The organism is Edwardsiella hoshinae NBRC 105699 = ATCC 33379, assembly GCF_000474215.1.
Lineage (GTDB): Bacteria > Pseudomonadota > Gammaproteobacteria > Enterobacterales > Enterobacteriaceae > Edwardsiella > Edwardsiella hoshinae.
On the sequence record NZ_BAUC01000010.1, the window covers coordinates 1 to 23,733 of the forward strand.

The following is a 23,733-nucleotide window of genomic DNA, read 5'->3' on the forward strand; positions in this document are numbered from 1 at the left end:
CTGCCTGCTCTGCCTGCTCTGCCTGCTCTGCCTGCTCTGCCTGCTCTGCCTGCTCTGCCTGCTCTGCCTGCTCTGCCTGCTCTGCCTGCTCTGCAACGAGCATCGACGCGCTGGGCGCCGTGTCAAGCGGCGACGTCTCGCTAGCGGTCAACGCGGGCTGTTCGCCACCCGCCGACCCCGCTCGTTCGGCTTGCTCCTCAACGACGGGCGTTGGTGTGGCCTGCTCTTCCGGCTGCGCCTCTGGCTCCTGCTGACGGCCAAATCCCAGCCAAGAGAAAAATCCACGTTTCTTATCTTTTGCCATCTTACGACTCTACTCCCGCCTCAAATCTTGGCTATAAGCGGACTCCCACCATAGACTGGCGCGGACAACGCCGCGCGGCGAGAGACACAAATACAATTTACAAAATACCAACCGTTGAGTTTATCACTTAACCGCTGCGCACAACATGGATGTCGCCGGGTTTCGGGTGGCATTTCAATCAATAAAGGATTAGGCTGTGTCACGCAACCATCAGCGTTGTCGGAGCCGGGCCAGACCGCTCCCGCAATCATTCGCCAGATTGTCCCGTCTCCAGCGGCGTGCAACTTGGCCGCAGGGCGGCTGGTCGCCCTGTCCCCGATTTCCTCAACAACATTAACAGAATAGATGGCAAAGAAACCTCACGCACAACCCAGCGGACAGATCCGCATCATCGCCGGGCAGTGGCGCGGCCGCAAACTGCCCGTGCCCGATAGCCCAGGATTACGCCCGACCACCGACCGCGTACGCGAAACCTTATTCAACTGGTTAGCCCCGATCCTGCCCGACAGCCGTTGTCTGGACGTCTTCGCCGGGAGCGGTGCCCTGGGATTCGAGGCCATCTCTCGCTATGCCGCGCATGCCACCCTGTTGGAAGCCGATCGCCAAGTCGCGGCAGGCCTGCGCAAAAACGCCGCACGGCTAAACTGCCCACAGATTACGGTAATCCATACCGATGCATTGCGTTTCTTAGCCCAACCGGGGGAACCGTATCAGGTAGTATTCCTCGATCCCCCTTTCCGCCAAGGGCTCTTAAACGACACGCTGGCATTGCTGGAGAACCAAGGCTGGTTAGCGGACGACGCCTGGATCTACGTCGAATGTGAAGCCGAAGGGCCGGCGCTGGCCTTACCCGCGAGTTGGCACTTACAGCGCGAAAAATGCGCCGGTCAGGTCGCTTACCGTCTATACCGTCGCCAGACCGACGCCGCGCACAAGGAGCTGGATGATGTGGATTAATCTTGGCCGCCTGCTGATGTTAGGCGTATGGGGATTTATGCTGGCTAACCTACTGCACGCCTTCCCACGCCCACTGAATATCTTCGTCAACGTCGCGATGGTCTTCACCGTGTTAATGCACGGTCTACAGGTCACCCTGCTGAAAAGCACCCTACCAGCGGACAACCGTAAGCTAGGGTTCTGGCAAGAACTGCGCATCTTCCTGTTCGGTGTATTCGAGTTACTCGCTTGGCAAAAGAGACAACCGCGTAATAAGCCGTGAGCACCAGCAGCGCTCAAGCGGCGTCCGCGGTAAAACTGATAAAACGGCTGCCTTGTACCCGGAGCATACCCTGCATGCCGGGCGCTAGCTCGGCACACGCCCGTTCGGGGAGGGTAAAGCTCAGCGTACTACCGTCTGTGGTGGTGAAGCGCAGACGATAACGCAGTGTTTCGGCGACGATCTCCTCGCGTTGGCGTGAACGCAACGGCGAAGGCAATGCCTGCTTCTCGGTCAACGTCGCCCGAAAACTGTGCGCGACCGCCGCCGCATCAGCTGCATTCTGACGGCGCTGCTGAACAAAACGCTGAGCCGCCAGCAGTGCGATCACCACCACCACGATGATGAAGAATAACGGGGGCCGACTCATCCGGGTTTCTTACCAGTAAACAAAGGGAAAGCCGCCACGTTGTCCCCCAACTCGGAGATCCTAGCACTCCCCCGCTCGGTGACGGCATCGATGCGGATCACCGCCTGGATCGGAATATAGCTACGCGTCACACCGGCGAATTCATTCTTTAGTCTCTCCTCACTCGGATCCACCAACAACGTGGCCTGGCTACCAAAGACAAAATCGGCGATCTCGATGAAACCGAACAGATTGCTCTGTACGATCTCCCGCACATACAGCTGATAGTTCTTGCCGTTATTCATAAATTGGATACGGTATAGCGGCTGACTGGACATGGTGCTAGGTCGACTCTCCCGTGAATATTTCCTCTCGCGTGCTCTTCTCACCGGGACGGGGATGTCCTGCTTCAGCGCGCAGACGCGCCGTCAACACGGTAAGAGGATGCACATCATTGTTTGCCTGACACAGCCTAACATAGCTTCCCGCGCCTGGACACCAGGCACGGGAAGCCATTGTCGCCTGGCACACCTTCCCCTACACTCAAGCGATAGCTATCCCTGGCGCGCGGCGCTGCTCCCCACACCCAATGTTAGGAGGACGTATGAGTTGGGCATTTCTGGCGGTTCTTTTTTCCGGCTGGCTGTATGTCGATGCCAGCTACCGTGGCCCGGGTTGGCAACGCTGGCTATTTAAGCCATTAACGCTGCTGTTACTGTTGATGCTAGGCTGGAATGCCCCGCAACTCGGCCCTAGCGGCTACTTTATTCTATGCGGTTTACTGGCAACACTGATCGCCGATGCCTTGTTACTCCTGCCTCGCGAGCGAATGCTATACGCCGTCGGTGCCCTATTCCTCAGCCAACTGCTGTATACCATCGGCTTCGCCAGCGGAATGACCATGACGCTGTACTGGCCGCCACTGCTCATCCTGCTGGGCATCGGCGTGGTGTTACTGGCGATCATCTGGGGAGCGTTAGAGACGCTGCGCTGGCCGGTGGCCACCTATGTGGCGATGATGTTGGTGATGGTCTGGGTCGCTGGCGCGCAATACTTCGCCCGTGGCGACGATCAAGGCTTCTCTCTGCTACTCGGCGCCTGGCTGCTACTGTTAGCCAATAGCATCTGGCTGATCGACCGCTTCCGAGTCTCCTTCCGTGCCGCCAGTGCTCTCATCGCCTTCGGCTACTTCGTCGGCCTGTTCTTGATCGTCCGCTCGCTGTATCTGTGAGTATACCGCCGGCCCGTCGCCAACGGGCCGCTCGGCGATTATTCTCGGCCATACAGGCGCCGATGCATCGACTCGATGTGTCCCTGTAAAAGCCGATTCTGGAGCGTCTTCGTCCAACTGGCCGCGAGTCCAGCACAGGCCATCAGGCGACGGTACTCCCCCGCGTCAAACGGCATATGGAAGACGATAGCGATACATTCCGCCACGCTGATATCGCTATTACGTGTCACCAATACCAACGGATGGCGTTCACCGACACGCCCCTCCGCTACCACCCGGTACAGCCAACCACAACGACCACTCTGCTGCATCTGGTCAGCGAAATCCTCGGTTGCCAGTAGTTGGTTTAACTTATAGCAGGGTGAACGCGGTTGGGTCACCTGGATCAACGCCTCCCCCCAACGGTAAATATCACCGATAAAGACCGATGACTCATCCAACCCGAGAGTAGAGAGGTTCTCACCAAATAGCGCCGCTTCGAAACGCTCCGCCTGTTGCGGATAACATTGGCGCCAGTAGGCATAGTGTTCACGTGGATAGTGGCATAATGCTCGATCGGCCCCACCATGTACCCGGCGCTCCGCTTGCTCATCACCGGCCAACCCTAGACGTTGCAACACCAGTGCGTCCGCCATCTGGCGTTTGGCGATGGCGCTGCTCTTTCCCTCGAAAAAAGGGGCACTGTGGCCAACATAGACGTCGGGATAGTGCATAACGTGAACTCCTGTGTAATGAGAACCCCATCAGCGTGCTCAGAAAAGCACTATAGCGCGCGCATCATCCGGCGCCAACGCCACACGCGCAGGCACCATACAACCGTTGTGGGTGCGTAAAGATAGTCCCCTTGCCGGGGCGGCAGAAACCGACCAGCGTTAGGTTACAGCGTTCCGCCACCTCGATAGCTAACGAGGTCGCGGCAGAAACGGCAAACAGGATCTCGACACCGCACATTGCCGCCTTCTGCACCATTTCATAACTGGCGCGACTCGAAACCAGCAACGCCCCCGCTTGCCACGCTGGCTGTTTGGCTCGCAGTCCCAGCAATTTATCCAACGCCACGTGACGGCCGACATCTTCACACCCTCCTAATAGGGTACCCTGCCCATCCAGCCAGGCGGCGGCATGGGTGCACCCCGTCAGATTGCCGATCGTCTGTACATCACGCAACTGCGCCAAGGCCCGATCCAGTACGGCCAGATCGAAACGTTGGCAAAAAGGTAACGGCGCTACAGGACGTAGCGCGTCGCCGATCTGTTCGACGCCACAGACCCCGCAACCGGTACGCCCCGCCAACGAACGCCGCCGCGCCTTCAAAGCCATAAAGCAGCGACTCGACAATTCGATCTGCACCTCAAGGCCCTGGCAAGCCGCCTGCACCTCCATACCATAGATATCCTGCGGCGTACGGATGATCCCTTCGGATAGCGAGAAACCGAGGGCGAATGCTGTCAGATCTTTCGGCGAGGCCATCATCACCACATGGGAAATCCCGTTATACACCAGGGCGACCGGGACTTCATCCGCTACCCAGTCGGGATGTATCTGCGTCGGATCGGTACGCGACCAGACTTGATGCGTCGTGGCGCCACACACGCTATGTGGCGCCGGAGCTACGCGCTTATTCACGGTTCACACCCACTAACTTGACCAAAAGGGGAAAACGCCACTATCGAGCGTTCGGTAATAAAGCAAGCACGATCAATTTTAACCACATTAATTATCATGGTAAGCATGTAACGGGAGCATGAATTCAATAATTTGAATTACTTAGCAAAAGTAGCAAAAACATGGTGAAAAATGCGCATTTCGCTAGCAAAACATACTCTTATTTAAAACCTATTTGTAACATTTAAATATACTTTCATGGTAAAGTACACACAGGGAATCATACCCAAAAAAGCGATAGGCAATAACAAACAATGAAAAAGGAACGCAGCGGCAGCATCAGGCGTGTCGCTGTCTTTCAATAAACAATGTGGTTATTTGAGGAGCAATCCATGCAAGTCAGCAGAAGACAATTCTTCAGGATCTGCGCTGGCGGTATGGCAGGAACGACGGCAGCAGTGCTGGGGTTCGCCCCATCATTGGCTTTGGCACAGACCCGGCAGTACAAACTACTGCGTGCCAAAGAAACCCGTAACACCTGTACATACTGTTCCGTTGGCTGTGGACTCTTGATGTACAGCCTGGGTGATGGTGCCAAGAACGCCAAAGAGAGCATCTTCCATATCGAGGGGGATGCGGATCATCCCGTTAACCGTGGCGCGCTATGCCCGAAAGGAGCCGGCCTCATCGACTTCATTCATAGCGAGTCCCGCCTACAGTACCCAGAATATCGCGCCCCTGGCGCCAACACCTGGCAGCGCATCAGTTGGGATGAAGCCTTCACCCGCATCGCTCGCCTGATCAAGCAGGATCGCGATGCCAACTTCATCGCCACCAACGAGCAGGGCGTCACCGTCAACCGTTGGCTGAGCACCGGGATGCTGTGCGCCTCGGCCTCCAGCAACGAAACCGGCTATTTGACGCAAAAATTCAGCCGCTCACTGGGAATGCTGGCAGTCGATAACCAAGCGCGTGTCTGACACGGACCAACGGTAGCAAGTCTTGCTCCAACATTTGGTCGCGGTGCCATGACCAACCACTGGGTCGATATCAAGAATGCCAACCTGATCGTGGTGATGGGCGGTAATGCCGCCGAAGCACATCCGGTCGGTTTCCGCTGGGCGATGGAAGCCAAAATCCATAACAACGCCAAGTTGATCGTCATCGATCCGCGCTTTACGCGTACCGCCGCCGTGGCGGATTTCTATACCCCGATCCGTTCAGGTACCGATATCGTCTTCCTGTCCGGGGTGCTGCGCTATCTGATCGATAACAACCAGATCAATGCCGAGTATGTGAAGAACTACACCAACGCCAGTCTGTTGGTGCGTGAAGACTTCGGCTTTGAAGATGGCTTGTTCAGCGGCTACGACGCCGAGAAGCGCCGTTACGACAAGAGCAGTTGGAACTACCAGTTAGACGAACAGGGCTTCGCCAAGCGTGACGACACGCTGCAAGATCCGCGTTGTGTATGGAATCTGCTGCGTCAGCATGTCGCACGTTACACGCCGGAGGTAGTCGAGAACCTGTGCGGCACCCCGCGCGCCGACTTCCTACAGGTGTGCAAATATATCGCCGAAACCAGCGCGCCGGATAAGACTACTTCCTTCCTGTATGCCTTGGGTTGGACCCAGCATACGGTCGGTGCCCAGAACATCCGAACCATGGCGATGATCCAGCTGCTGTTGGGCAACATGGGGATGGCGGGCGGTGGCGTCAACGCGCTGCGCGGCCACTCCAACATCCAAGGACTGACAGATCTGGGGCTGCTCTCTACCAGCCTACCGGGATACCTGAGCCTGCCGTCGGAGAAACAACCGGATCTCGCCAGCTATCTGGCGGCCACCACGCCGAAACCGACCCTGCCCGGTCAGGTCAACTACTGGGGCAATACGCCCAAGTTCTTCGTCAGCCTAATGAAGGCCTTCTACGGCGACAAAGCACAAGCACAAAACGACTGGGGCTTCGATTGGTTGCCGAAGTGGGACAAGAGCTATGACGTCTTACAATATTTCGAGATGATGTCGCAGGGTAAGGTCAATGGTTATCTCTGCCAAGGTTTCAACCCGGTTGCCTCATTCCCTAATAAAAACAAGGTGATCGATTGTCTTTCCAAACTGAAATTCCTGGTAACTATCGATCCGTTGAACACCGAGACCGCCAGCTTCTGGCAGAATCACGGTGAGTTGAACGCCGTCGATCCGTCCACCATTCAAACCGAAGTGTTCCGCCTGCCGTCAACCTGCTTCGCCGAGGAGGAGGGCTCTATCGTCAACTCCGGGCGCTGGTTGCAGTGGCACTGGAAAGGCGCCGATGCACCGGGAATCGCCCTCAATGACGGAGCTATCCTCTCTGGCATCTTCCTGCGCCTGCGCGAGATGTACGCCAAAGAGGGCGGTGCGCTACCGGAGGCGGTACTCAACATGTCCTGGGACTATCTGACCCCGGACAACCCGCATCCGGAAGAGGTGGCGCGCGAAAACAACGGGCGTGCCCTGGCCGATCTGGTCGATCCGACCAGCGGGGCGGTGATAGTCAAGAAGGGGCAACAGCTCAGCTCGTTCGCTCAGCTACGTGACGACGGCAGTACCGCCAGTGGCTGCTGGATCTTCGCCGGCAGTTGGACCGAGGCGGGTAATCAGATGGCGCGGCGCGATAACAGCGATCCCTCCGGTCTGGGCAACACCCTCGGCTGGGCCTGGGCTTGGCCGCTCAACCGTCGCATCCTGTACAACCGCGCCTCGGCCGATCCGGCAGGGAACCCTTGGGATCCCAAGCGCGAACTGCTGCACTGGGATGGCGCCAAGTGGGTCGGTATCGATATCGCCGACTACAGCAACGCCCCGCCCAACAGCGGCGTCGGGCCCTTCATCATGCAACCGGAAGGGATGGGACGTCTGTTCGCCATCGATAAAATGGCCGAGGGACCGTTCCCGGAACACTACGAGCCGTTCGAGACGCCGCTAGGTACCAACCCGCTGCACCCGAACGTGGTTTCCAACCCGGCGGCGCGTGTCTTCAAGGACGACCTGGCGCAGATGGGCAAGGCGGAGCAGTTCCCCTACGTCGGCACTACCTACCGCCTGACCGAACACTTCCATTACTGGACCAAGCACGCGTTGCTGAATGCAATCATTCAACCGGAACAGTTTGTGGAGATCGGTGAACGTCTGGCCAACAGCAAGGGCATCGCTCATGGCGATACCGTCAAGGTCAGTTCCAACCGTGGCTATATCAAGGCCAAGGCGGTGGTGACCAAGCGCCTGCGTACCCTGAAGGTCAATGGCAAGGAGGTCGACACCATCGGCATCCCGATCCACTGGGGTTACCTGGGCGTGGCGCGTCCCGGTTTCCTGGCCAACACGCTGACACCGTTCGTCGGTGACGCCAATACACAAACGCCGGAATACAAGGCGTTCCTGGTTAACGTGGAAAAGGTGTAACGGAGGCTAACCGTGTCAATGCAATCTCAAGACATTATCAGACGTTCGGCCACCAACGCCCTGACGCCACCACCCAATGGGCGGAATCACCAGGAAGAGGTCGCCAAGCTGATCGACGTGACCACGTGTGTTGGCTGTAAAGCCTGCCAGGTGGGCTGTTCGGAGTGGAACGATATCCGTGACCAGGTCGGTCATTGCGTCGGGGTGTACGACAACCCCGCCGATTTAACGGCTAAGTCCTGGACGGTGATGCGCTTCTCGGAGGTAGAGGAGAACGGCAAGCTGGAGTGGCTGATCCGTAAGGATGGCTGCATGCACTGCGCCGATCCAGGTTGCCTGAAGGCCTGCCCATCGGCAGGTGCCATCATCCAGTACGCCAACGGCATCGTCGACTTCCAGTCCGAGCACTGCATCGGCTGTGGCTACTGCATCGCCGGCTGTCCGTTCAACGTGCCGCGCATGAATCCGGAAGACAAGCGGGTGTACAAATGCACCCTGTGCGTCGACCGCGTCGCCGTTGGTCAGGAGCCGGCCTGCGTCAAGACCTGCCCTACCGGCGCTATTCACTTTGGCACCAAAGAGGCGATGAAGACGCTGGCCGCCGAGCGCGTCAACGAACTACAGCGCCGTGGCTTCGCCAATGCCGGCCTGTACGATCCGCCGGGCGTCGGTGGCACCCACGTGATGTATGTGCTGCACCACGCCGACAAACCCGAGCTGTATCACAATCTGCCGAAGGAGCCGCAGATCGCGACGCCGATCACCCTGTGGAAAGATGTGCTCAAGCCGGTCGCCTTTGCCGGGTTTATCGCCACCTTTATCGGTCTGATCTACCACTACATCGCCGTCGGCCCCAATACGGAAGAGGAGGACGATGACGCTCAGGGGCATGACGACCAAGGCATGACGCCGCCGCACGACGCCGCTCAGACGCACGCGAAGAAGGAGGATAGCCATGAGCAAAAATAACCTCATCCTGCGCACCCGGTTTATCGATCGGGCCTGCCACTGGACGGTGGTAATCGCCTTCTTTCTGGTCGCATTGTCTGGAATCGCGTTGTTCTTCCCGACGCTCCAGTGGTTAACGGAAACCTTTGGCACACCGCAGATGGGGCGCATCCTGCACCCCTTCTTCGGCGTGTTGATCTTTGTTACTCTGCTGGTGATGTTTTTCCGCTTCGTGAAATATAACCTGTTCAGTCGCCAAGACATTCCCTGGTTTAAAGGAATCATCGAGGTGCTGAAAGGGAATGAGCACCTCGTGGCACGCGTCGGTAAGTATAACCCGGGACAAAAGGCGATGTTCTGGAGCATCATGAGCTTGATTCTGGTGCTATTGGTCACCGGTATCATCATCTGGCGCCCCTACTTCGCCGACCTCTTCCCGATCCCCCTGGTGCGTTACGCCCTACTGCTGCACGCCATCGCCGCCATCGTGCTGATCCAAGCCATCCTGGTCCATATCTATATGGCGTTCTGGGTTAAAGGCTCGATCAAGGGCATGATCGAAGGCAAGGTCAGTCGGCGCTGGGCCAGAAAGCATCATCCACGCTGGTTGCAACAGGTGGAAGAACAAGAGGCGCGTGCCAAAAAAGCGCCTCGCTAAGACGGTGCATCGACGCCGCATACGTACTGCCGCCCCGAAAGGGGCGGCAGTACAATGATTTTTCTCTTACCTATCAGATAAAACGCTATGAGCATCCGTATTCTTCCACAAGCGCAACTTGAGCACCAACGTCACGCCAGCGCCTTGGGACCGATTCCTCCCCTGTTGCTACCTCACCTCCAACATCTCTATCGTCGGCGTGCAGCGCGGCTGCGTGCCCTGTCTGAAGGCAATCCGTGGGGGGACTATCTCCGCTTCGCCGCCGAGTTGGCCGATGCCCAGCAACAGGCGTGCTTCGATCACCCGCTCACGCTGGATCTGGCACCGGCGATCGCCAACGCCGCCGCCTGCGGCACCCCACCGCTCGACAGCAAGACTTTCGCACGCACCCCACACTGGCAGCGTTTGCTGTTAGCCATCATCGCCGAGCTACGTCCCAACGCGGCGCCGCATATCTTGCCGATCCTCGAAGGGCTGGAGAAGTGCGCCGCCGGCGAGCGGGAAGCCCTGGCTAGCGCCCTGCTGGCGGGGGACTATGCCACGGTCGGCAGCGATCGCGCGCTGTTCCTGTGGGCGGCGCTCTCGCTCTACTGGGCGCAGATGGCAAGCCAGTTACCGGGGCGAGCGCAAGCCGACTATGGCGAGCAACGCCACTTCTGCCCGGTGTGCGGCAGCATGCCGGTAAGTAGCGTAGTCCACATCGGTGGCAACAATGGGCTACGCTACCTGCACTGCGGTTTGTGCGAAAGCGAATGGCATATGGTGCGCGTGAAGTGCAGTAACTGCGAGGAGAGTCGCGACCTGAACTATTGGTCGCTGGAAAGCGAACAGGCGGCGGTGAAAGCCGAAAGCTGCGGCGACTGCGGCAGCTACCTGAAGATCCTGTATCAGGAGAAAGACGCCGAACTCGATGCGGTGGCCGACGATCTCGCCACGCTGCTGCTGGACGCTAAAATGGAAGAGGCCGGCTTCGCGCGCAGCAGCCTCAACCCCTTCCTGTTCCCCGCGGAGTAAAGAGGACGCCGTCCCGCCAAACGGTGGGACGCCCCTCCAGAGAGCATCAGGCCTGATTTAAGTACATCTGACGTAGATAATGCGGTACCGCGTCATCGGCGTTACTGCCGATCACGTCACACTGCGGCAGCAGATCCTTTAAGCGTTGATGGGCATCGGCCATGACGCACCCTTTGCCGGCCATTTCCAGCATCTCCATGTCATTCATGCCGTCGCCAAAGGCGATGCAGTCGCGCAACGTATACCCCAAACGACGAGCCACATACTCCAAGGCATGCCCCTTCGACACGCCACCGGCCATCACCTCCAGACAGGTGGGCAGCGAGAAACTGACATTAACTCGATCACCCCAGCGCGCGTTGATCGCCGCCTCAAGTGGCAACAAACGCTGATGATCGGCACAGGTGTAATAGACCTTGCAGATACCATCCGTCGGTAGCATCGCCGGTTCGAAGACATGGTAATGGAATACCGACTCTTGGAAGAACTCGCGCTGAGAAGGATCTTCACGATTCATAAACCAGTCGTCGTTACGATAGACATTAGTCAGAATCGCCGGGTCATCGTGAACAATCGTGAAGAGATCATGGGCGATATCCGGGTCGACATTATGGCTAAAGATCAGTTCCCCCAGCGGGTCGTGTACCCGTGCGCCATTCGAGGTGATCATGAACGCCTTGATCCCTAGGCTATCGCGCACCTGAGCGATGTCGATGTGATGGCGGCCGGTAGCGAACACGAAGTGCACTCCCTGTTGCGTCAACAGGCGCAGGGTATCGCGGGCGAACGGGGTCAGGGTATGGGCGGGAGACAGCAGGGTACCGTCCATGTCCGAAGCTACAATGTGATACATAGAATAAACTCTAACCTCAAGAGGAGTTGGCGGCAGCAGGTGCCGATGATTCGGTAAATTGCGCGAAAAACCGCATGATGGCGGTTAACGCGGCGGCGCGCTGGCTGTCCCGCTCAAACAGGATCTCGTGGCGTGCGCCTGTGATAACCAGCGGCGCTCCGCCCCAAGGGGGATTGCCGGCGGCGGTGAGTGCCTGACAAAAACGCAGATGTGAAGCATTGTCCACCACCCGATCCTCGGCGGCCTGAAGCAACAGCAACGGCACCGCAATCTGTGAGGCATTGGCAATGGCCAGCTCGGCAGCGGCGAGACTTTCGGCGACCCAGTGATAGGTCGGTCCGCCCACCTGGAGCTGGGGGTAATCAGAATAGTAGCGTAAAAAACGGCGGTAACGTACACGGCTATGCGTCAATTCGTTGACCATGAACGGCAACGGCCGCCAATAGCCGGTTCCTAGGGCGTAACGGGTGCGCCGCGCCTCGCGGCGGCCGGCCCAGGCCAAGATGGGGCGCGCCAGCCAACGCGGCAACGGCAGGCGAATACCGGTCATTGGGGCGCAGAGCACGGCGGCGGTCAACCCAACCGGACGGCGGGCCAAAAATAGCGCACTGATGGCCCCGCCCATCGAATGGGCCAACAGGAAACGCTGGCGGTAAGGATGAGCCAACAACTCTCGCTGCCACAGCTGGTGGAGATCGTCCACATAGTCATCGAAGCGCTCCACATGCCCTCGGTGGCGATCAGCCAAAAGGCGGCCGGAGGTTCCCTGGCCGCGGTGGTCGATGATCACCACATCATAGCCGCTGAGAAATAGATCGTAAGCCAGCTCTGGGTACTTCATATAGCTCTCAATCCGCCCCGGAGCCACCAGAATAGCACGCGTATGCTGTGGCGCACGCAACGCCACATAGCGGATCGGTACGCCATCGACGCCGATAAACTCCGCCTCCTGACGCCGTTGCCAAAAGTCCAGCAATGGGCCGGTGGTAAAGGCGGCAAAGCCACGCTCACGCGTCAACCAGCCGTGACTTATGGAAGAGATCGAAGTCATTGTCATCTATCGCACAAGAGGAAAGGCTAGCCACTACGCCATGCCATCGGGGAACTATTGTGGCATAAAAAATGGACGACGGGGAGCGCCCAAGCGCGCCGGACATCGCGGCGCCATTATTAGTCACAGCCACGGATCCTGCGCGCGACATCGAATAAATTCACTTGCGCATCGCGGCACATTTTGTAAGTTTGAGCATTATCACACCGTTGCGCGACGTTTCGGCGCGCGGCGGCCGCCCTAACACTCTCACCTTCCAAGGCAGGACTGCATATGAAAAACGTTGGTTTTATCGGCTGGCGCGGTATGGTTGGCTCGGTGCTTATGCAACGCATGAGCGAAGAGCGCGACTTCGACGCCATCCGCCCGCTCTTTTTCTCCACTTCGCAGCATGGCCAACCCGCGCCGACCATCGGCGGCCATCGTGGCACATTGCAGGATGCCAACGATATCGATGCCCTCAAGGCGATGGATATCATCATTACCTGCCAGGGCGGTGACTATACCAACGCGATCTACCCGCAACTGCGTGCCGCCGGTTGGCAGGGCTATTGGATCGATGCCGCCTCAGCATTGCGCATGCAACAAGACGCCATCATCATCCTCGATCCGGTTAACCGTGCGGTGATCGATCGTGGGCTAGCGCGCGGCGTGAAGACCTTCGTCGGAGGGAACTGCACCGTGAGCCTGATGCTCATGTCTCTCGGCGGCCTGTTCGCCGCCGATCTGGTGGAGTGGGCCTCCGTCGCCACCTATCAGGCGGCTTCCGGCGGCGGTGCCCGTCATATGCGTGAACTGTTAAGCCAGATGGGGATGCTACACGGTCGCGTCGCCCCGGCGCTGGAAGATCCGGCCAGCGCCATTCTGGATATCGAGCGCCAGGTTACCGAGATGATGCGCAGCGGCACACTGCCGACGGATAACTTCGGCGTACCGCTCGCTGGTAGTCTGATCCCCTGGATCGACAAGGCATTGGATAACGGCCAGAGCCGTGAAGAATGGAAGGGCCAGGCGGAAACCAACAAGATCCTAGCCACATCGCACGCGATCCCCATCGATGGCCTGTGCGTGCGTGTCGGCGCTCTGCGTTGCCACAGCCAAGCTTTCACCATCAAGTTGAAACGCGACATTCCCCTCCCCGAGGTAGAACAGTTGCTAGCCCGTCACAACGAATGGGTCAAGGTGGTGCCCAACGATCGCGAACTCACCCTGCGGGAACTGACCCCCGCCGCCGTCACCGGCACGCTGGCTACCCCAGTCGGCCGCCTGCGCAAGTTGAACATGGGGCCGCAATATCTCTCCGCCTTCACTGTCGGCGACCAACTGTTGTGGGGGGCTGCCGAACCATTGCGCCGTATGCTGCGCCTACTGCTCTAGTCCGCTCTCATCTTCACCCGGCGTGCGCTGCGGCGACGCCGGCGTTTCCCTCGCCGTCGCCCAGGGGACACACACCACCACCCGGGTCGAGCACTCCGGCGCGCAACTGACCTGTACGCCGAACTGCTCACCATAACGCGCCTTGATGCGTTGATCGACCAAGTTCATCCCTAGACCATCTCCCCCTGGCTGAGGATGATACAAGCCGGCATTATCCTCCACGCAGATGAACACTCGCTCATCCTCACGCCAACAGTGCAACTGTACCCGTCCCACACCGAAAAGCTGAGCAGTACCATGCTTAATGGCATTCTCGACGATCGGTTGTAGGGAAAACGCGGGCAAGCGGGTCGCCAAAAGCGCCTCATCGGCGCTCACCGCCACCGTCAGATTTTCGGCGAAACGCGCCTTCTCAATAGCCAGGTAGGCATTCACATGTTCCAGCTCATCCGCCAACGTCACCTCGTCACCATTGCGTTTCAAGTTCTTGCGAAAGAAGGTCGACAGTGACAGCACCAAGCGACGCGCATGATCCGGGTCGCGGCGGATCACTGCCGACAAGGTATTCAGGGCATTGAACAAGAAATGGGGGTTTACCTGGGCGTGCAACAGCTTAATCTGCGATTGGGCCAGTAGTTGCTTCTGCCGTTCATACTTACCCGCTAGAATCTGCGCCGATAGCAAATGGCCAATCCCCTCGCCCAGGGTACGATTGATGCTGGAAAACAGGTTATTCTTCGCCTCGTACAGCTTAATGGTGCCCATCACGCGGTTATCCTCGCCGCGCAGGGGGATCACCAGCGATGAGCCCAGTTTGCAGTGCGGTGTGATGGAGCACTGGTAAGGTACTTCGTTACCGTCGGCATACACCACTTGGTTGTGTTCGATGGCGCGTAAGGTGTGATGCGAGGTGATCGGCGAGCCGACCAGATGATGATCATCGCCGATGCCGATAAAAGCCAACAGACGCTGGCGATCGGTCAACGCTACCGCCCCGACGCCCAACTCTTCGTACAGGATGCGCGCCACCTTCATGCTATTCGGACGATCGAACCCCTGGCGCAAGATCCCATCGGCCCGCGCGGCGATCTGTAACGCCTTGGCGGAGAAGGCCGAAGAGTACTTGTCGACCGTCGCCCGACGGTCTAGCAGGATGCGCATAAACATCGCCGCACCGATGCTGTTGGTGATCATCATCGGCAAGGCGATGTGCTCCACCAGCGCCTCCGCCTCCCAGAACGGGCGCGCGATCAGCAGGATGATCCCCATTTGCAACAACTCCGCCAGCAGGGCTATCGCCCCAACCACCCACGGGGTAAACAGCAGATCGAGACGATGATGGCGCAGCATTTGCCGATGCAAGAGGCCGCCCACCACCCCTTCCACCACCGTCGAGATCATGCAGGCTAGCGCCGTCATCCCGCCCATCGAATAACGATGTAGCCCACCGGTCAGCCCAACCAGAAAACCGACGCTCGGCCCGCCTAACACCCCACCGAGCACCGCACCGATGGCCCGCGTGTTGGCGATCGAGTCATCGATATGCAGGCCGAAATAGGTGCCCATAATGCAGAACATGGAGAAGGTGAGATAGCACACCAACTTATGCGGTAGGCGGATAGTCACCTGCATCAGCGGGATAAACAACGGGGTTTTACTCAGCAGATAGGCGATCACCAGATAGACACACATCTGCTGTAACAACGAAAGGATCAGATCCACTTGGCTGACGGCCATAGCGCTACTCTTTTCGATCACCAGTAATACCATTGTAACCAGCGCGGAGCGCGCAACGCTGCGCGCTGACAAGCAAAACGGCGACAAGGGACGCGTAAAAAAAAAGCCAGCACCCGAGCTGGCTAAAAATATGGAAGCAATGTGAGCAATGTCGTGCCTTCCTGGTATAGCCTGAGCCACCCGTGGAAAACACATTAATGATAATCATTATCAGTTGGTGATGTAAAGAACTTTTGTAAAAAAGTGCGTGGCGATGAAATGATTTTATTCATTGATATAAAAGCAAATTAATTTTTAGCCACGTAACTTGAGAACATAAGCATACCTTTGTTAACGATTGGTTTAAGTGTGTACGGTTTACACATTCCCAGTGCGGAACTATAGTTAGCGCACTTTTTATCGCGGGAGATATCGTCAATTGGACAGTCAGAGTCATCAGGAAAACACGCACTTATCCTTGGCAAGCTGACCATCTTCCCGATGAGCTGCTTGCCGAACCCAGGCGGGCAGCAACACTTCATCTTGAACTGCTGCATACCCCAACGAAATCATCTGCCTTGTGTGTAGCGACGCACCGGGTGAAATGCGGACAGTGACCATGTTGTTCTATACCCAAGCCCTATTTCCTCCAGGCGCATAACTGCCGACGCGGGGAGACATAACCTTACCTCGCGCTGAGATGCAGTGCGTGACGCCAAGCGAGTCACGCACTGTGTTTCTCCTTCCCGTTTTACTTATTGACACCTTTCGCCGGGCGGCGGAGGTGCGCTTAAAAATCAGCCCACGAGTACAGCGCTATGACTCAAATGATCGACCAAAACACCGCGCTCCCGCAGGGACGCCGGGAAAAACAGAAAAAAAGTTTCGCCATTGCCGACGAGGCACGCGTCAGCCTGGACGCCACCTTGGCCAATCTCTCCGCCAGTACCCAGGGCTTAGATGCGGCGGATGCCGTAGAGCGCTTGCAACTGCACGGTCCGAACCAAGTCGCCCATGAGAAGGCGCCGCCCGCCTTGCTTCAATTCGTCATGGCCTTCAATAACCCCTTCATCTATGTATTGATAGCCCTGGCCGTGATCAGCTTCTTCACTGATTACTGGCTACCGTTGCACCACGGCGAGCCGACCGATCTGACTGGTGTGATCATCATCATCGTGATGGTTTCCCTCAGCGGGTTACTGCGTTTCTGGCAAGAGTTTCGCACCAATAAAGCCGCCGAGGCACTCAAGTCGATGGTTCGCACCACCGCAACGGTACTACGACGCGCCCATCCGTTTGCCCAGAGCGAATGCCATGAAATCCCGATGCAACAACTGGTACCGGGCGACATCATCCTGCTCTCCGCTGGTGACATGATCCCGGCCGACGTCAAACTGATCGCGTCGCGCGATCTGTTTATCAGCCAGGCGGTGCTGACCGGCGAAGCCTTACCGATTGAGAAATACGACGTCACCGCCAATGTGCGGGAGAAGTCCAGCGACGCCTGCACCGGTGAGGGTAGCCTACTGGAGATGGCCAACATCTGCCTGATGGGAACCAACGTCTCCAGTGGCACCGCCAAGGCGGTGGTAGTCGCCACCGGTAACCGTACCTATTTCGGCTCCCTCGCCAAATCCATCGTTGGCACCCGTTCCCAGACCGCCTTCGATCGCGGCGTCAACAGCGTCAGCTGGCTGCTGATTCGTTTTATGTTGGTCATGGTGCCCATCGTGCTATTGATCAACGGCTTCACCAAGGGGGATTGGACCGATGCCGCCCTGTTCGCTCTGGCCGTGGCCGTCGGTCTGACTCCCGAGATGCTACCGATGATCGTTAGCTCCAACCTAGCGAAAGGGGCCATCACCATGTCGCGCCGCAAGGTGGTGGTCAAACGACTCAACGCCATCCAGAACTTTGGTGCCATGGATGTGCTGTGCACCGACAAGACCGGTACCCTGACCCAGGATCGCATCATCCTCGAGCACTATCTGGATACCCTAGGTCGGGAGAATCCGCGCGTACTGCAACTGGCTTGGCTCAATAGCTACCATCAAAGCGGCATGAAGAACCTGATGGACAAGGCGGTGATCCGCTGTGGACAGGGTAAGCCCGTTATCGAGGCGATGTCCGGCTACAGCAAGATCGATGAGCTGCCATTCGACTTCAGCCGGCGCCGCCTCTCCATCGTGGTCAGCGACGAACAGCGCAATCATACCCTGATCTGCAAGGGCGCCGTCGAAGAAATGCTCGCCATCGCCAGCCATATTGAGGAGCAGGGTCGAGTCCTGCCGCTGGATAAGGCGCGCCGCCACGCGCTGCAAACCCTGGCGGAAGCGTATAACCGCCAAGGCTTCCGCGTCCTGATGCTCGGCACCCGCGAGCTCGGGCACGATGGCTGTGCCTTCCCGCTCAGCATCGCCGACGAGCGAGATCTGATCCTGTGTGGACTGCTGACCTTCCTCGACCCGCCGAAAGAGTCCGCCGCTGCGGCGATCGACGCCTTGCGCGAGAATGGCGTCATGGTCAAGGTGTTGACCGGCGACAACCCAACGGTAAGCAGTAAAATTTGCCAAGAGGTAGGATTGACGCCGGGTGATGTCCTGCTCGGCAGCGATATCGAACAATTGGATGATCAACAACTGGCACAAGAGGCTGAACGACGTACCGTCTTCGCCAAGCTGAGCCCACTACAAAAGTCACGCGTACTCAAAGCATTACAGAATAATGGCCACACTGTGGGCTTTCTCGGCGATGGCATCAACGACGCCCCGGCGCTACGCGATGCGGATGTTGGCATCTCCGTCGATACCGGCACCGATATCGCCAAAGAATCCGCGGATATCATCTTGCTAGAGAAAGATCTGATGGTACTGGAGCAAGGGGTAATCACCGGGCGCGAGACCTTCGGTAACATCATCAAGTACCTGAACATGACCGCCAGCTCTAACTTCGGCAACGTGTTTTCCGTCCTGGTGGCCAGTGCCTTTATTCCGTTTCTACCGATGCTGGCCATCCAGCTCCTACTGCAAAACTTGCTGTATGATCTGTCGCAGATGAGCCTGCCATGGGATCGCATGGACAAAGAGTTTTTGCGCAAACCTCGCAAGTGGGACGCGAAAAACATCGGCCGCTTTATGCTGTGGATCGGCCCGACCTCCTCCCTGTTCGACATCGCCACCTATGCCTTGATGTGGTATGTGTTTGCCGCCAACAGCATCGCCCATGAGTCGCTATTCCAGTCCGGCTGGTTTATCGAAGGCTTGCTGTCGCAGACCTTGGTGGTGCATATGCTACGAACCCAGAAGATCCCTTTCATCCAGAGCTGCGCCGCCTTGCCAGTGATGCTGACCACCGGGATCATCATGGCATTAGGGATCTACATTCCTTTCTCACCATTGGGACAGGTTATCGGTCTACAGCCGCTACCGCTGAGCTACTTCCCGTGGTTAGTCGCCATCCTGTTGAGCTACTGTGTCCTGACGCAACTGATGAAACGCTTCTATATTCACCGCTTCGGTCAGTGGTTCTAACCATACTGGTGCGCCGCGATGCGGCGCGCCGTCCACATTGGGGGAAAAGGTGACGTAACCTGCCGAATAAACAAAGGAATACCATTACAATGCCAATCATGATATAAAAAATTTTTACTGTCATAATGCTTATAACTTTATGAAATACTAAGAGTAGTCCTAAGTTCGCTCCGCCTTTTGTCATCGGCAAATCAAAAAAACGTCATATTTTCCTTTTCCCCGGCCAGTCTTCTCGCCGATAATGCGCCGCGTTCATGTCCACAAACTGGCGTAACGCATATGCTACATCTCTTTGCAGGGCTAGATTTCCATACTGGCCTAATGTTAGTCCTCGCACTGCTGTTTGTGCTGTTCTACGAAGCCATCAACGGCTTCCACGACACGGCCAACGCGGTCGCCACCGTCATTTACACCCGTGCGCTGCGCTCGCAGATTGCTGTGGTGATGTCTGGTATTTTCAACTTCCTCGGCGTCATGTTGGGCGGTCTGAGCGTGGCTTATGCTATCGTTCACCTGCTGCCGACCGACCTGCTGCTGAACGTCGGCTCCTCCCATGGTTTGGCGATGATGTTCTCCCTGTTGTTGGCGGCGATCATCTGGAACCTGGGCACCTGGTACTTCGGCTTACCAGCCTCCAGCTCACATACCTTGATCGGTGCCATCATCGGTATCGCACTCACCAACGCGTTGATGACGCACACCTCAGTGGTCGATGCTCTCAACATTCCCAAGATGATTGAGATCTTCCTGTCATTGATCATCTCACCAATCGTTGGTCTGCTGTTGGCGGGCCTGATGGTGTGGTGCTTGCGTCGTTACTGGAGCGGCACCAAGAAGCGTCGCCGTATCCATATGACGCCGGCCGAGCGCGAGAAGATCGACGGCAAACGTAAGCCGCCGTTCTGGACCCGTATCGCCTTGATCGTCTCGGCCATCGGCGTCAGCTTCTCCCACGGCGCCAATGACGGCCAGAAAGGGATCGGTCTACTGATGCTGGTACTGATCGGCGTCGCTCCGGCCGGATTTGTGATGAATATGGATGCCACCGGGTATGACATCGCCCGTACGCGCGATGCCATCACCCATCTGGATCAGTATTATCGCCAGCATCAGGCCGACCTGAGCCATGTCATCAACACTGAGCCGGAGATCCCGGCCAGTGAGGAGGGCCAGGGTAGCAAGATCTTCCACTGCAACCCGGCACGGGCGCAACTCGCCATCGCCAGCGCACAGAGCATGCTGGCCAATCTGCAAAACTACGATCAGCTGACGGTCGATCAACGCAGCCATATGCGTCGTCTGCTGATGTGTGTGGCGGATACCGCCGGCAAGGTCGCTAAGTTGCCGGAAACCAGCGACAGCAATAAGCGCTTCTTAGGCGATCTGCGTAAAGATCTGCTAGCGACCGTCGAATACGCCCCGATGTGGATCATCGTCGCCGTCGCGCTCGCCCTGTCCTTGGGAACCATGGTCGGTTGGCGCCGCGTTGCCACCACCATCGGCGAGAAGATCGGTAAGAAAGGCATGACTTACGCGCAGGGCGTATCGGCCCAGATGACCGCGGCCATCTCCATCGGCGTCGCCAGTTATACCGGGATGCCCGTGTCCACCACCCACGTACTCTCCTCGGCGGTGACCGGCACCATGCTGGTCGACGGTGGCGGCGTACAGGGTAAGACGGTGAAAAACATCCTGCTGGCCTGGGTGCTGACCCTGCCGATGGCCATCGTCATTTCCAGTCTGTTGTACTGGCTGGCGTTAACCTTCGTGGTCTAACCGCCTGCCGACAAACTTACGAAGCCCGTCAACGACGGGCTTTTTTACGCTATTCAGCAATGAACCGTCTTGACGGAGGGCACCACGCCCAGCACGGCGCACCGTGTGGTGCAGCGGCTCGGTGCGCATAGCCCGCCGACATCGCTGCCCCCGCCATTAGTACAGACCATGCAACAAGATCACCCCAATGCACAGCGGAGCCGCATAACGCCAGGTAACACGCAATGCCCGGCGCCACAACGGCGACAACGTCGGCGGCAACAGGCCTTCCAACTGTGGGGACCAGCCAAACAACAGGCAGATGACGAGGGCAAACAGCGGCATCATCAGGTTCGAGGTCATAAAGTCCAGCCAATCGAACAACGTCCGCCCCGCCCAGGTGTAATCGGCCAGCGGGCCAAACGACAAGGTAACCGGGATCCCAGCCAGCATGATGCTGACACTGACCAATAAAGTCGCGTTACGGCGTGACCATCCCCAACGGCCGCTGGCGAAAGCCACGATATGCTCCAACAAGGAGATAGAGGAAGAGAGTGCCGCCAGCAGCAGTAAGACGAAAAACGCCACCGCCCACACGCTAGCGAAAGGCAGATGGTTAAAGAAGACCGGCATGGTCATAAAGGTCAGCCCCGGGCCGGCGCTCGGGTCCAGACCGGCGGCACTCAGCGCTGGAAAGATCATCAAGCCGGCCAATACGCAAACCAAACAGGACAGCGCCACCACCCATAGGCTGGAACGCGCCACGCCATCACTGCTCGGCAGATAGGCCCCATAGGTGGTATGGATCCCCAGACCGACGGACAGGGAGAAAAATGCCAGGCCCAACGCATCCAAGACGCTTTTCCCCGTCAGATGGCTGAAGTCGGGCCACAAAAAAAGATGCAGGCCCGCGGTCGCCCCCGGCAGAGTCAAGGCGATAGCGATCAGCGCCAGCATGATCACCAGTAACAACGGCATCATCACCTTTACCGCTTTCTCCACCCCACGCTGTACCCCGCCCAACACCACATAGGCGGTCAGCGCGGCGAACAACAGGTGAGTCATCACCGGCCAATAGGGGTGGCTGATGTAGTGACTAAACAGACGCTGAAACCCCTGCGCCTCCCCCCCCTGAAAGCGACCGGCCGCGGCCATCAACGTATAGCCCACTGTCCAACCGCCAACCACGCTATAAAAGCTATAGATACACCAACTGGTGATGATACCGAGCAGACCGACCCACCCCCAATGACGGCCGCACAACTGACGAAACGCCTGCACCACACTCTGACGGCTATGGCTACCCAGCAGCGTCTCGGCCATAAAGACCGCCAATCCCAGGGTAAAGCTAAACAGCAGGAATAGCAGCAGGAAAGCACCGCCACCGTTAGTAGCCGTCACATAGGGGAACTTCCAGATGGCGCCAATACCGATCGCCGAGCCGGCGGCGGCCAAGATATGGCCCACGCGCGATGACCATTGGGGAGCGCGGCTCACCGCCTGATCGCTGTCTAACGCTTGACTCATAACATCACTCCGGTTGAATGAGAGGTGCCGGAGTACGTCTTGAGGTGTCGCTACAACAAGGCCGCCATCCGGCGGCCTTGAGAAAATAGAGGGTATAAACAGGCCGCCCTAAGTGCTAAGGAGAAGAAGTAGGTTTAGCAGGCGACGCTGGACTGGCATAGTCATCAATATCCGTAATGAGAAATACTTTTTCACCCTATAACAATCCATCCAATTAGGCAACGCTCATGTTTCGTCAATGCCAAATGGCCAGCCCGATCAGGGCTAAGGTCACCAAGCCGCATAGGACGCTAGTCAGAATAAATTGGCGGCGCAGTCGCTCACAACGGCGGATAAATTCATCGTCATGATGATCGTTGTAACGACGTTCATAAATATAGCGTACCAGGCGTAACTGCTTACTGGGTTGCCCATGACTGGTAAAGAAGCCACCGCCATCGACATACTGATAGAGCAATGGATCACAACCGCGCAACACCACCAGCAGGGAGCGCAAAGAGGAGTAATAACGCAGCATGTTGACTACGCACACAATAAACAACGCCCAGAATAGTGCGACGGTATTAATCATGATCTCCCCCTCCTGGCATCCTCACGGCATAGCGCTGCCGAGGACGCGATAGTGAACTCGACAATGCCGGCGCAGCGTGCCGCCGGCCCATGGTGTTGTCATCAAGAGACGGTATTCCCTGCCCGAGGGATTACAATTATTAGTGTAGGAAATCTCACGGCAACCGTGTGAAGATCACAAAAATTATTTCTTCCCCGCCTGACACGCCCAGACCCACTACGCTATAGGTTAAAGATTTCATTATAGATTCGGCGAGGGTGCCGCCAAAATATCCACGAAACCACCTTATCTTGGGGGTAAATCAACTTTTGCGCGCAATCGGGAAACAGTGCTTGATTTACCCTGCGGCGATCCTTATAAGAAATGAGTTAAGTATATTACTAGGCTATGTCCCGCAAGGGGGTATGTGTAGCGCAGACGCCATTGCGGGACACAGCCTGACACTTTCCGGTCACGGTCTTCTCTGGGTAAACAACACGACCACCACCCTGTGAGCCGTATGACATATCTCACTACCCGGACAGTGCTATGATACAGGTATCGCCAGCACGCCCGCCGGGGCAGACGAAACCTGTGATACCCGTT

General features: G+C 57.5%; 19 protein-coding genes and 1 pseudogene. 10 read left to right on the forward strand and 10 right to left on the reverse strand.

Annotated features, from left to right (window positions below):
- Positions 1-304, reverse strand: a pseudogene (locus EHO01S_RS17390) (signal recognition particle-docking protein FtsY); the annotation flags it as partial.
- A 345-nt stretch (positions 305-649) separates the two neighbouring features.
- Between EHO01S_RS17390 and rsmD the strand changes: the two are divergent.
- Positions 650-1,261, forward strand: coding sequence for a 16S rRNA (guanine(966)-N(2))-methyltransferase (gene rsmD / locus EHO01S_RS03575; protein ID WP_024522675.1), 612 nt, complete (start codon positions 650-652; stop codon positions 1,259-1,261).
- The gene (locus EHO01S_RS03580; RefSeq protein ID WP_024522676.1) at positions 1,251-1,523 is read left to right on the forward strand and encodes a DUF1145 family protein; all 273 of its coding nucleotides are present in this window, start codon (positions 1,251-1,253) and stop codon (positions 1,521-1,523) included. The genes rsmD and EHO01S_RS03580 overlap by 11 nt, the downstream gene beginning before the upstream one ends.
- A gap of 13 nt (positions 1,524-1,536) precedes the next feature.
- Here EHO01S_RS03580 and EHO01S_RS03585 read toward each other — a convergent pair whose 3' ends face one another.
- Both EHO01S_RS03585 and EHO01S_RS03590 read right to left on the reverse strand, forming a co-directional pair.
- Entirely contained in the window at positions 1,537-1,890 is a 354-nt protein-coding gene (locus EHO01S_RS03585) for a DUF2500 family protein (protein ID WP_024522677.1), read from the reverse strand.
- Complete coding sequence (locus EHO01S_RS03590) at positions 1,887-2,207, reverse strand: DUF1820 family protein (RefSeq protein ID WP_024522678.1); 321 nt, start codon at positions 2,205-2,207, stop codon at positions 1,887-1,889. Before EHO01S_RS03590 ends, EHO01S_RS03585 begins: the two co-directional genes overlap by 4 nt.
- 266 nt (positions 2,208-2,473) lie before the next feature.
- Between EHO01S_RS03590 and EHO01S_RS03595 the strand changes: the two genes are divergently transcribed.
- Entirely contained in the window at positions 2,474-3,100 is a 627-nt protein-coding gene (locus tag EHO01S_RS03595) for a lysoplasmalogenase (RefSeq protein ID WP_024522679.1), read from the forward strand.
- Positions 3,101-3,138: 38 nt separating this feature from the next.
- Here EHO01S_RS03595 and yiiM read toward each other — a convergent pair whose 3' ends face one another.
- Together yiiM and fdhD are read right to left on the reverse strand one after the other, a co-directional pair.
- Complete coding sequence (gene yiiM / locus EHO01S_RS03600) at positions 3,139-3,813, reverse strand: 6-hydroxyaminopurine reductase (RefSeq protein ID WP_024522680.1); 675 nt, start codon at positions 3,811-3,813, stop codon at positions 3,139-3,141.
- Positions 3,814-3,877: 64 nt separating this feature from the next.
- A complete protein-coding gene (fdhD, locus tag EHO01S_RS03605; RefSeq protein ID WP_370447915.1) occupies positions 3,878-4,693 on the reverse strand; it encodes a formate dehydrogenase accessory sulfurtransferase FdhD in 816 nt (271 codons plus the stop codon).
- Positions 4,694-5,097: 404 nt separating this feature from the next.
- Here fdhD and fdnG point away from each other — a divergent pair, with 404 nt between their 5' ends.
- The 4 genes from fdnG to fdhE all read left to right on the forward strand — a co-directional run bounded on the left by fdnG (position 5,098) and on the right by fdhE (position 10,768).
- Entirely contained in the window at positions 5,098-8,148 is a 3,051-nt protein-coding gene (gene fdnG, locus EHO01S_RS03615) for a formate dehydrogenase-N subunit alpha (RefSeq protein WP_115314434.1), read from the forward strand.
- A 12-nt stretch (positions 8,149-8,160) separates the two neighbouring features.
- Positions 8,161-9,117, forward strand: a complete 957-nt coding sequence (fdxH, locus tag EHO01S_RS03620) for a formate dehydrogenase subunit beta (protein WP_024522684.1) — start codon at positions 8,161-8,163, stop codon at positions 9,115-9,117.
- Positions 9,104-9,754: a formate dehydrogenase-N subunit gamma gene (gene fdnI / locus EHO01S_RS03625; protein WP_024522685.1), complete on the forward strand. Its 651-nt coding sequence runs from the start codon at positions 9,104-9,106 to the stop codon at positions 9,752-9,754. Before fdxH ends, fdnI begins: the two co-directional genes overlap by 14 nt.
- Before the next feature lie 87 nt (positions 9,755-9,841).
- Positions 9,842-10,768, forward strand: coding sequence for a formate dehydrogenase accessory protein FdhE (fdhE, locus tag EHO01S_RS03630; RefSeq protein WP_024522686.1), 927 nt, complete (start codon positions 9,842-9,844; stop codon positions 10,766-10,768).
- A 46-nt stretch (positions 10,769-10,814) separates the two neighbouring features.
- Here the strand turns inward: fdhE and yigL are convergent, their stop codons facing one another.
- Both yigL and pldB read right to left on the reverse strand, forming a co-directional pair.
- The gene (gene yigL / locus EHO01S_RS03635; RefSeq protein ID WP_024522687.1) at positions 10,815-11,621 is read right to left on the reverse strand and encodes a sugar/pyridoxal phosphate phosphatase YigL; all 807 of its coding nucleotides are present in this window, start codon (positions 11,619-11,621) and stop codon (positions 10,815-10,817) included.
- Positions 11,622-11,637: 16 nt separating this feature from the next.
- Positions 11,638-12,672, reverse strand: a complete 1,035-nt coding sequence (gene pldB, locus EHO01S_RS03640) for a lysophospholipase L2 (protein ID WP_024522688.1) — start codon at positions 12,670-12,672, stop codon at positions 11,638-11,640.
- 273 nt (positions 12,673-12,945) lie between these two features.
- On the opposite strand from pldB, the gene asd reads away from it, so the two are divergent.
- Positions 12,946-14,049, forward strand: a complete 1,104-nt coding sequence (gene asd / locus EHO01S_RS03645) for an aspartate-semialdehyde dehydrogenase (RefSeq protein WP_024522689.1) — start codon at positions 12,946-12,948, stop codon at positions 14,047-14,049.
- Here the strand turns inward: asd and EHO01S_RS03650 are convergent.
- Positions 14,038-15,786, reverse strand: coding sequence for a sensor histidine kinase (locus EHO01S_RS03650; RefSeq protein WP_024522690.1), 1,749 nt, complete (start codon positions 15,784-15,786; stop codon positions 14,038-14,040). The two genes, asd and EHO01S_RS03650, sit on opposite strands and share 12 nt — an antisense overlap.
- Positions 15,787-16,583: 797 nt before the next feature.
- On the opposite strand from EHO01S_RS03650, the gene mgtA reads away from it, so the two are divergent.
- Together mgtA and pitA are read left to right on the forward strand one after the other, a co-directional pair.
- Entirely contained in the window at positions 16,584-19,295 is a 2,712-nt protein-coding gene (gene mgtA / locus EHO01S_RS03655) for a magnesium-translocating P-type ATPase (RefSeq protein ID WP_035370204.1), read from the forward strand.
- 279 nt (positions 19,296-19,574) lie between these two features.
- On the forward strand, positions 19,575-21,071 hold the full coding sequence (gene pitA, locus EHO01S_RS03660; protein WP_024522692.1) for an inorganic phosphate transporter PitA: 1,497 nt from the start codon (positions 19,575-19,577) through the stop codon (positions 21,069-21,071).
- Positions 21,072-21,227: 156 nt separating this feature from the next.
- On the opposite strand, the gene EHO01S_RS03665 is transcribed toward pitA, so the two are convergent.
- On the reverse strand, positions 21,228-22,577 hold the full coding sequence (locus EHO01S_RS03665; RefSeq protein ID WP_024522693.1) for a sodium-dependent transporter: 1,350 nt from the start codon (positions 22,575-22,577) through the stop codon (positions 21,228-21,230).
- A gap of 235 nt (positions 22,578-22,812) precedes the next feature.
- Complete coding sequence (uspB, locus tag EHO01S_RS03670; protein WP_024522694.1) at positions 22,813-23,148, reverse strand: universal stress protein UspB; 336 nt, start codon at positions 23,146-23,148, stop codon at positions 22,813-22,815.
- Between the last annotated feature and the right edge of the window lie 585 nt (positions 23,149-23,733).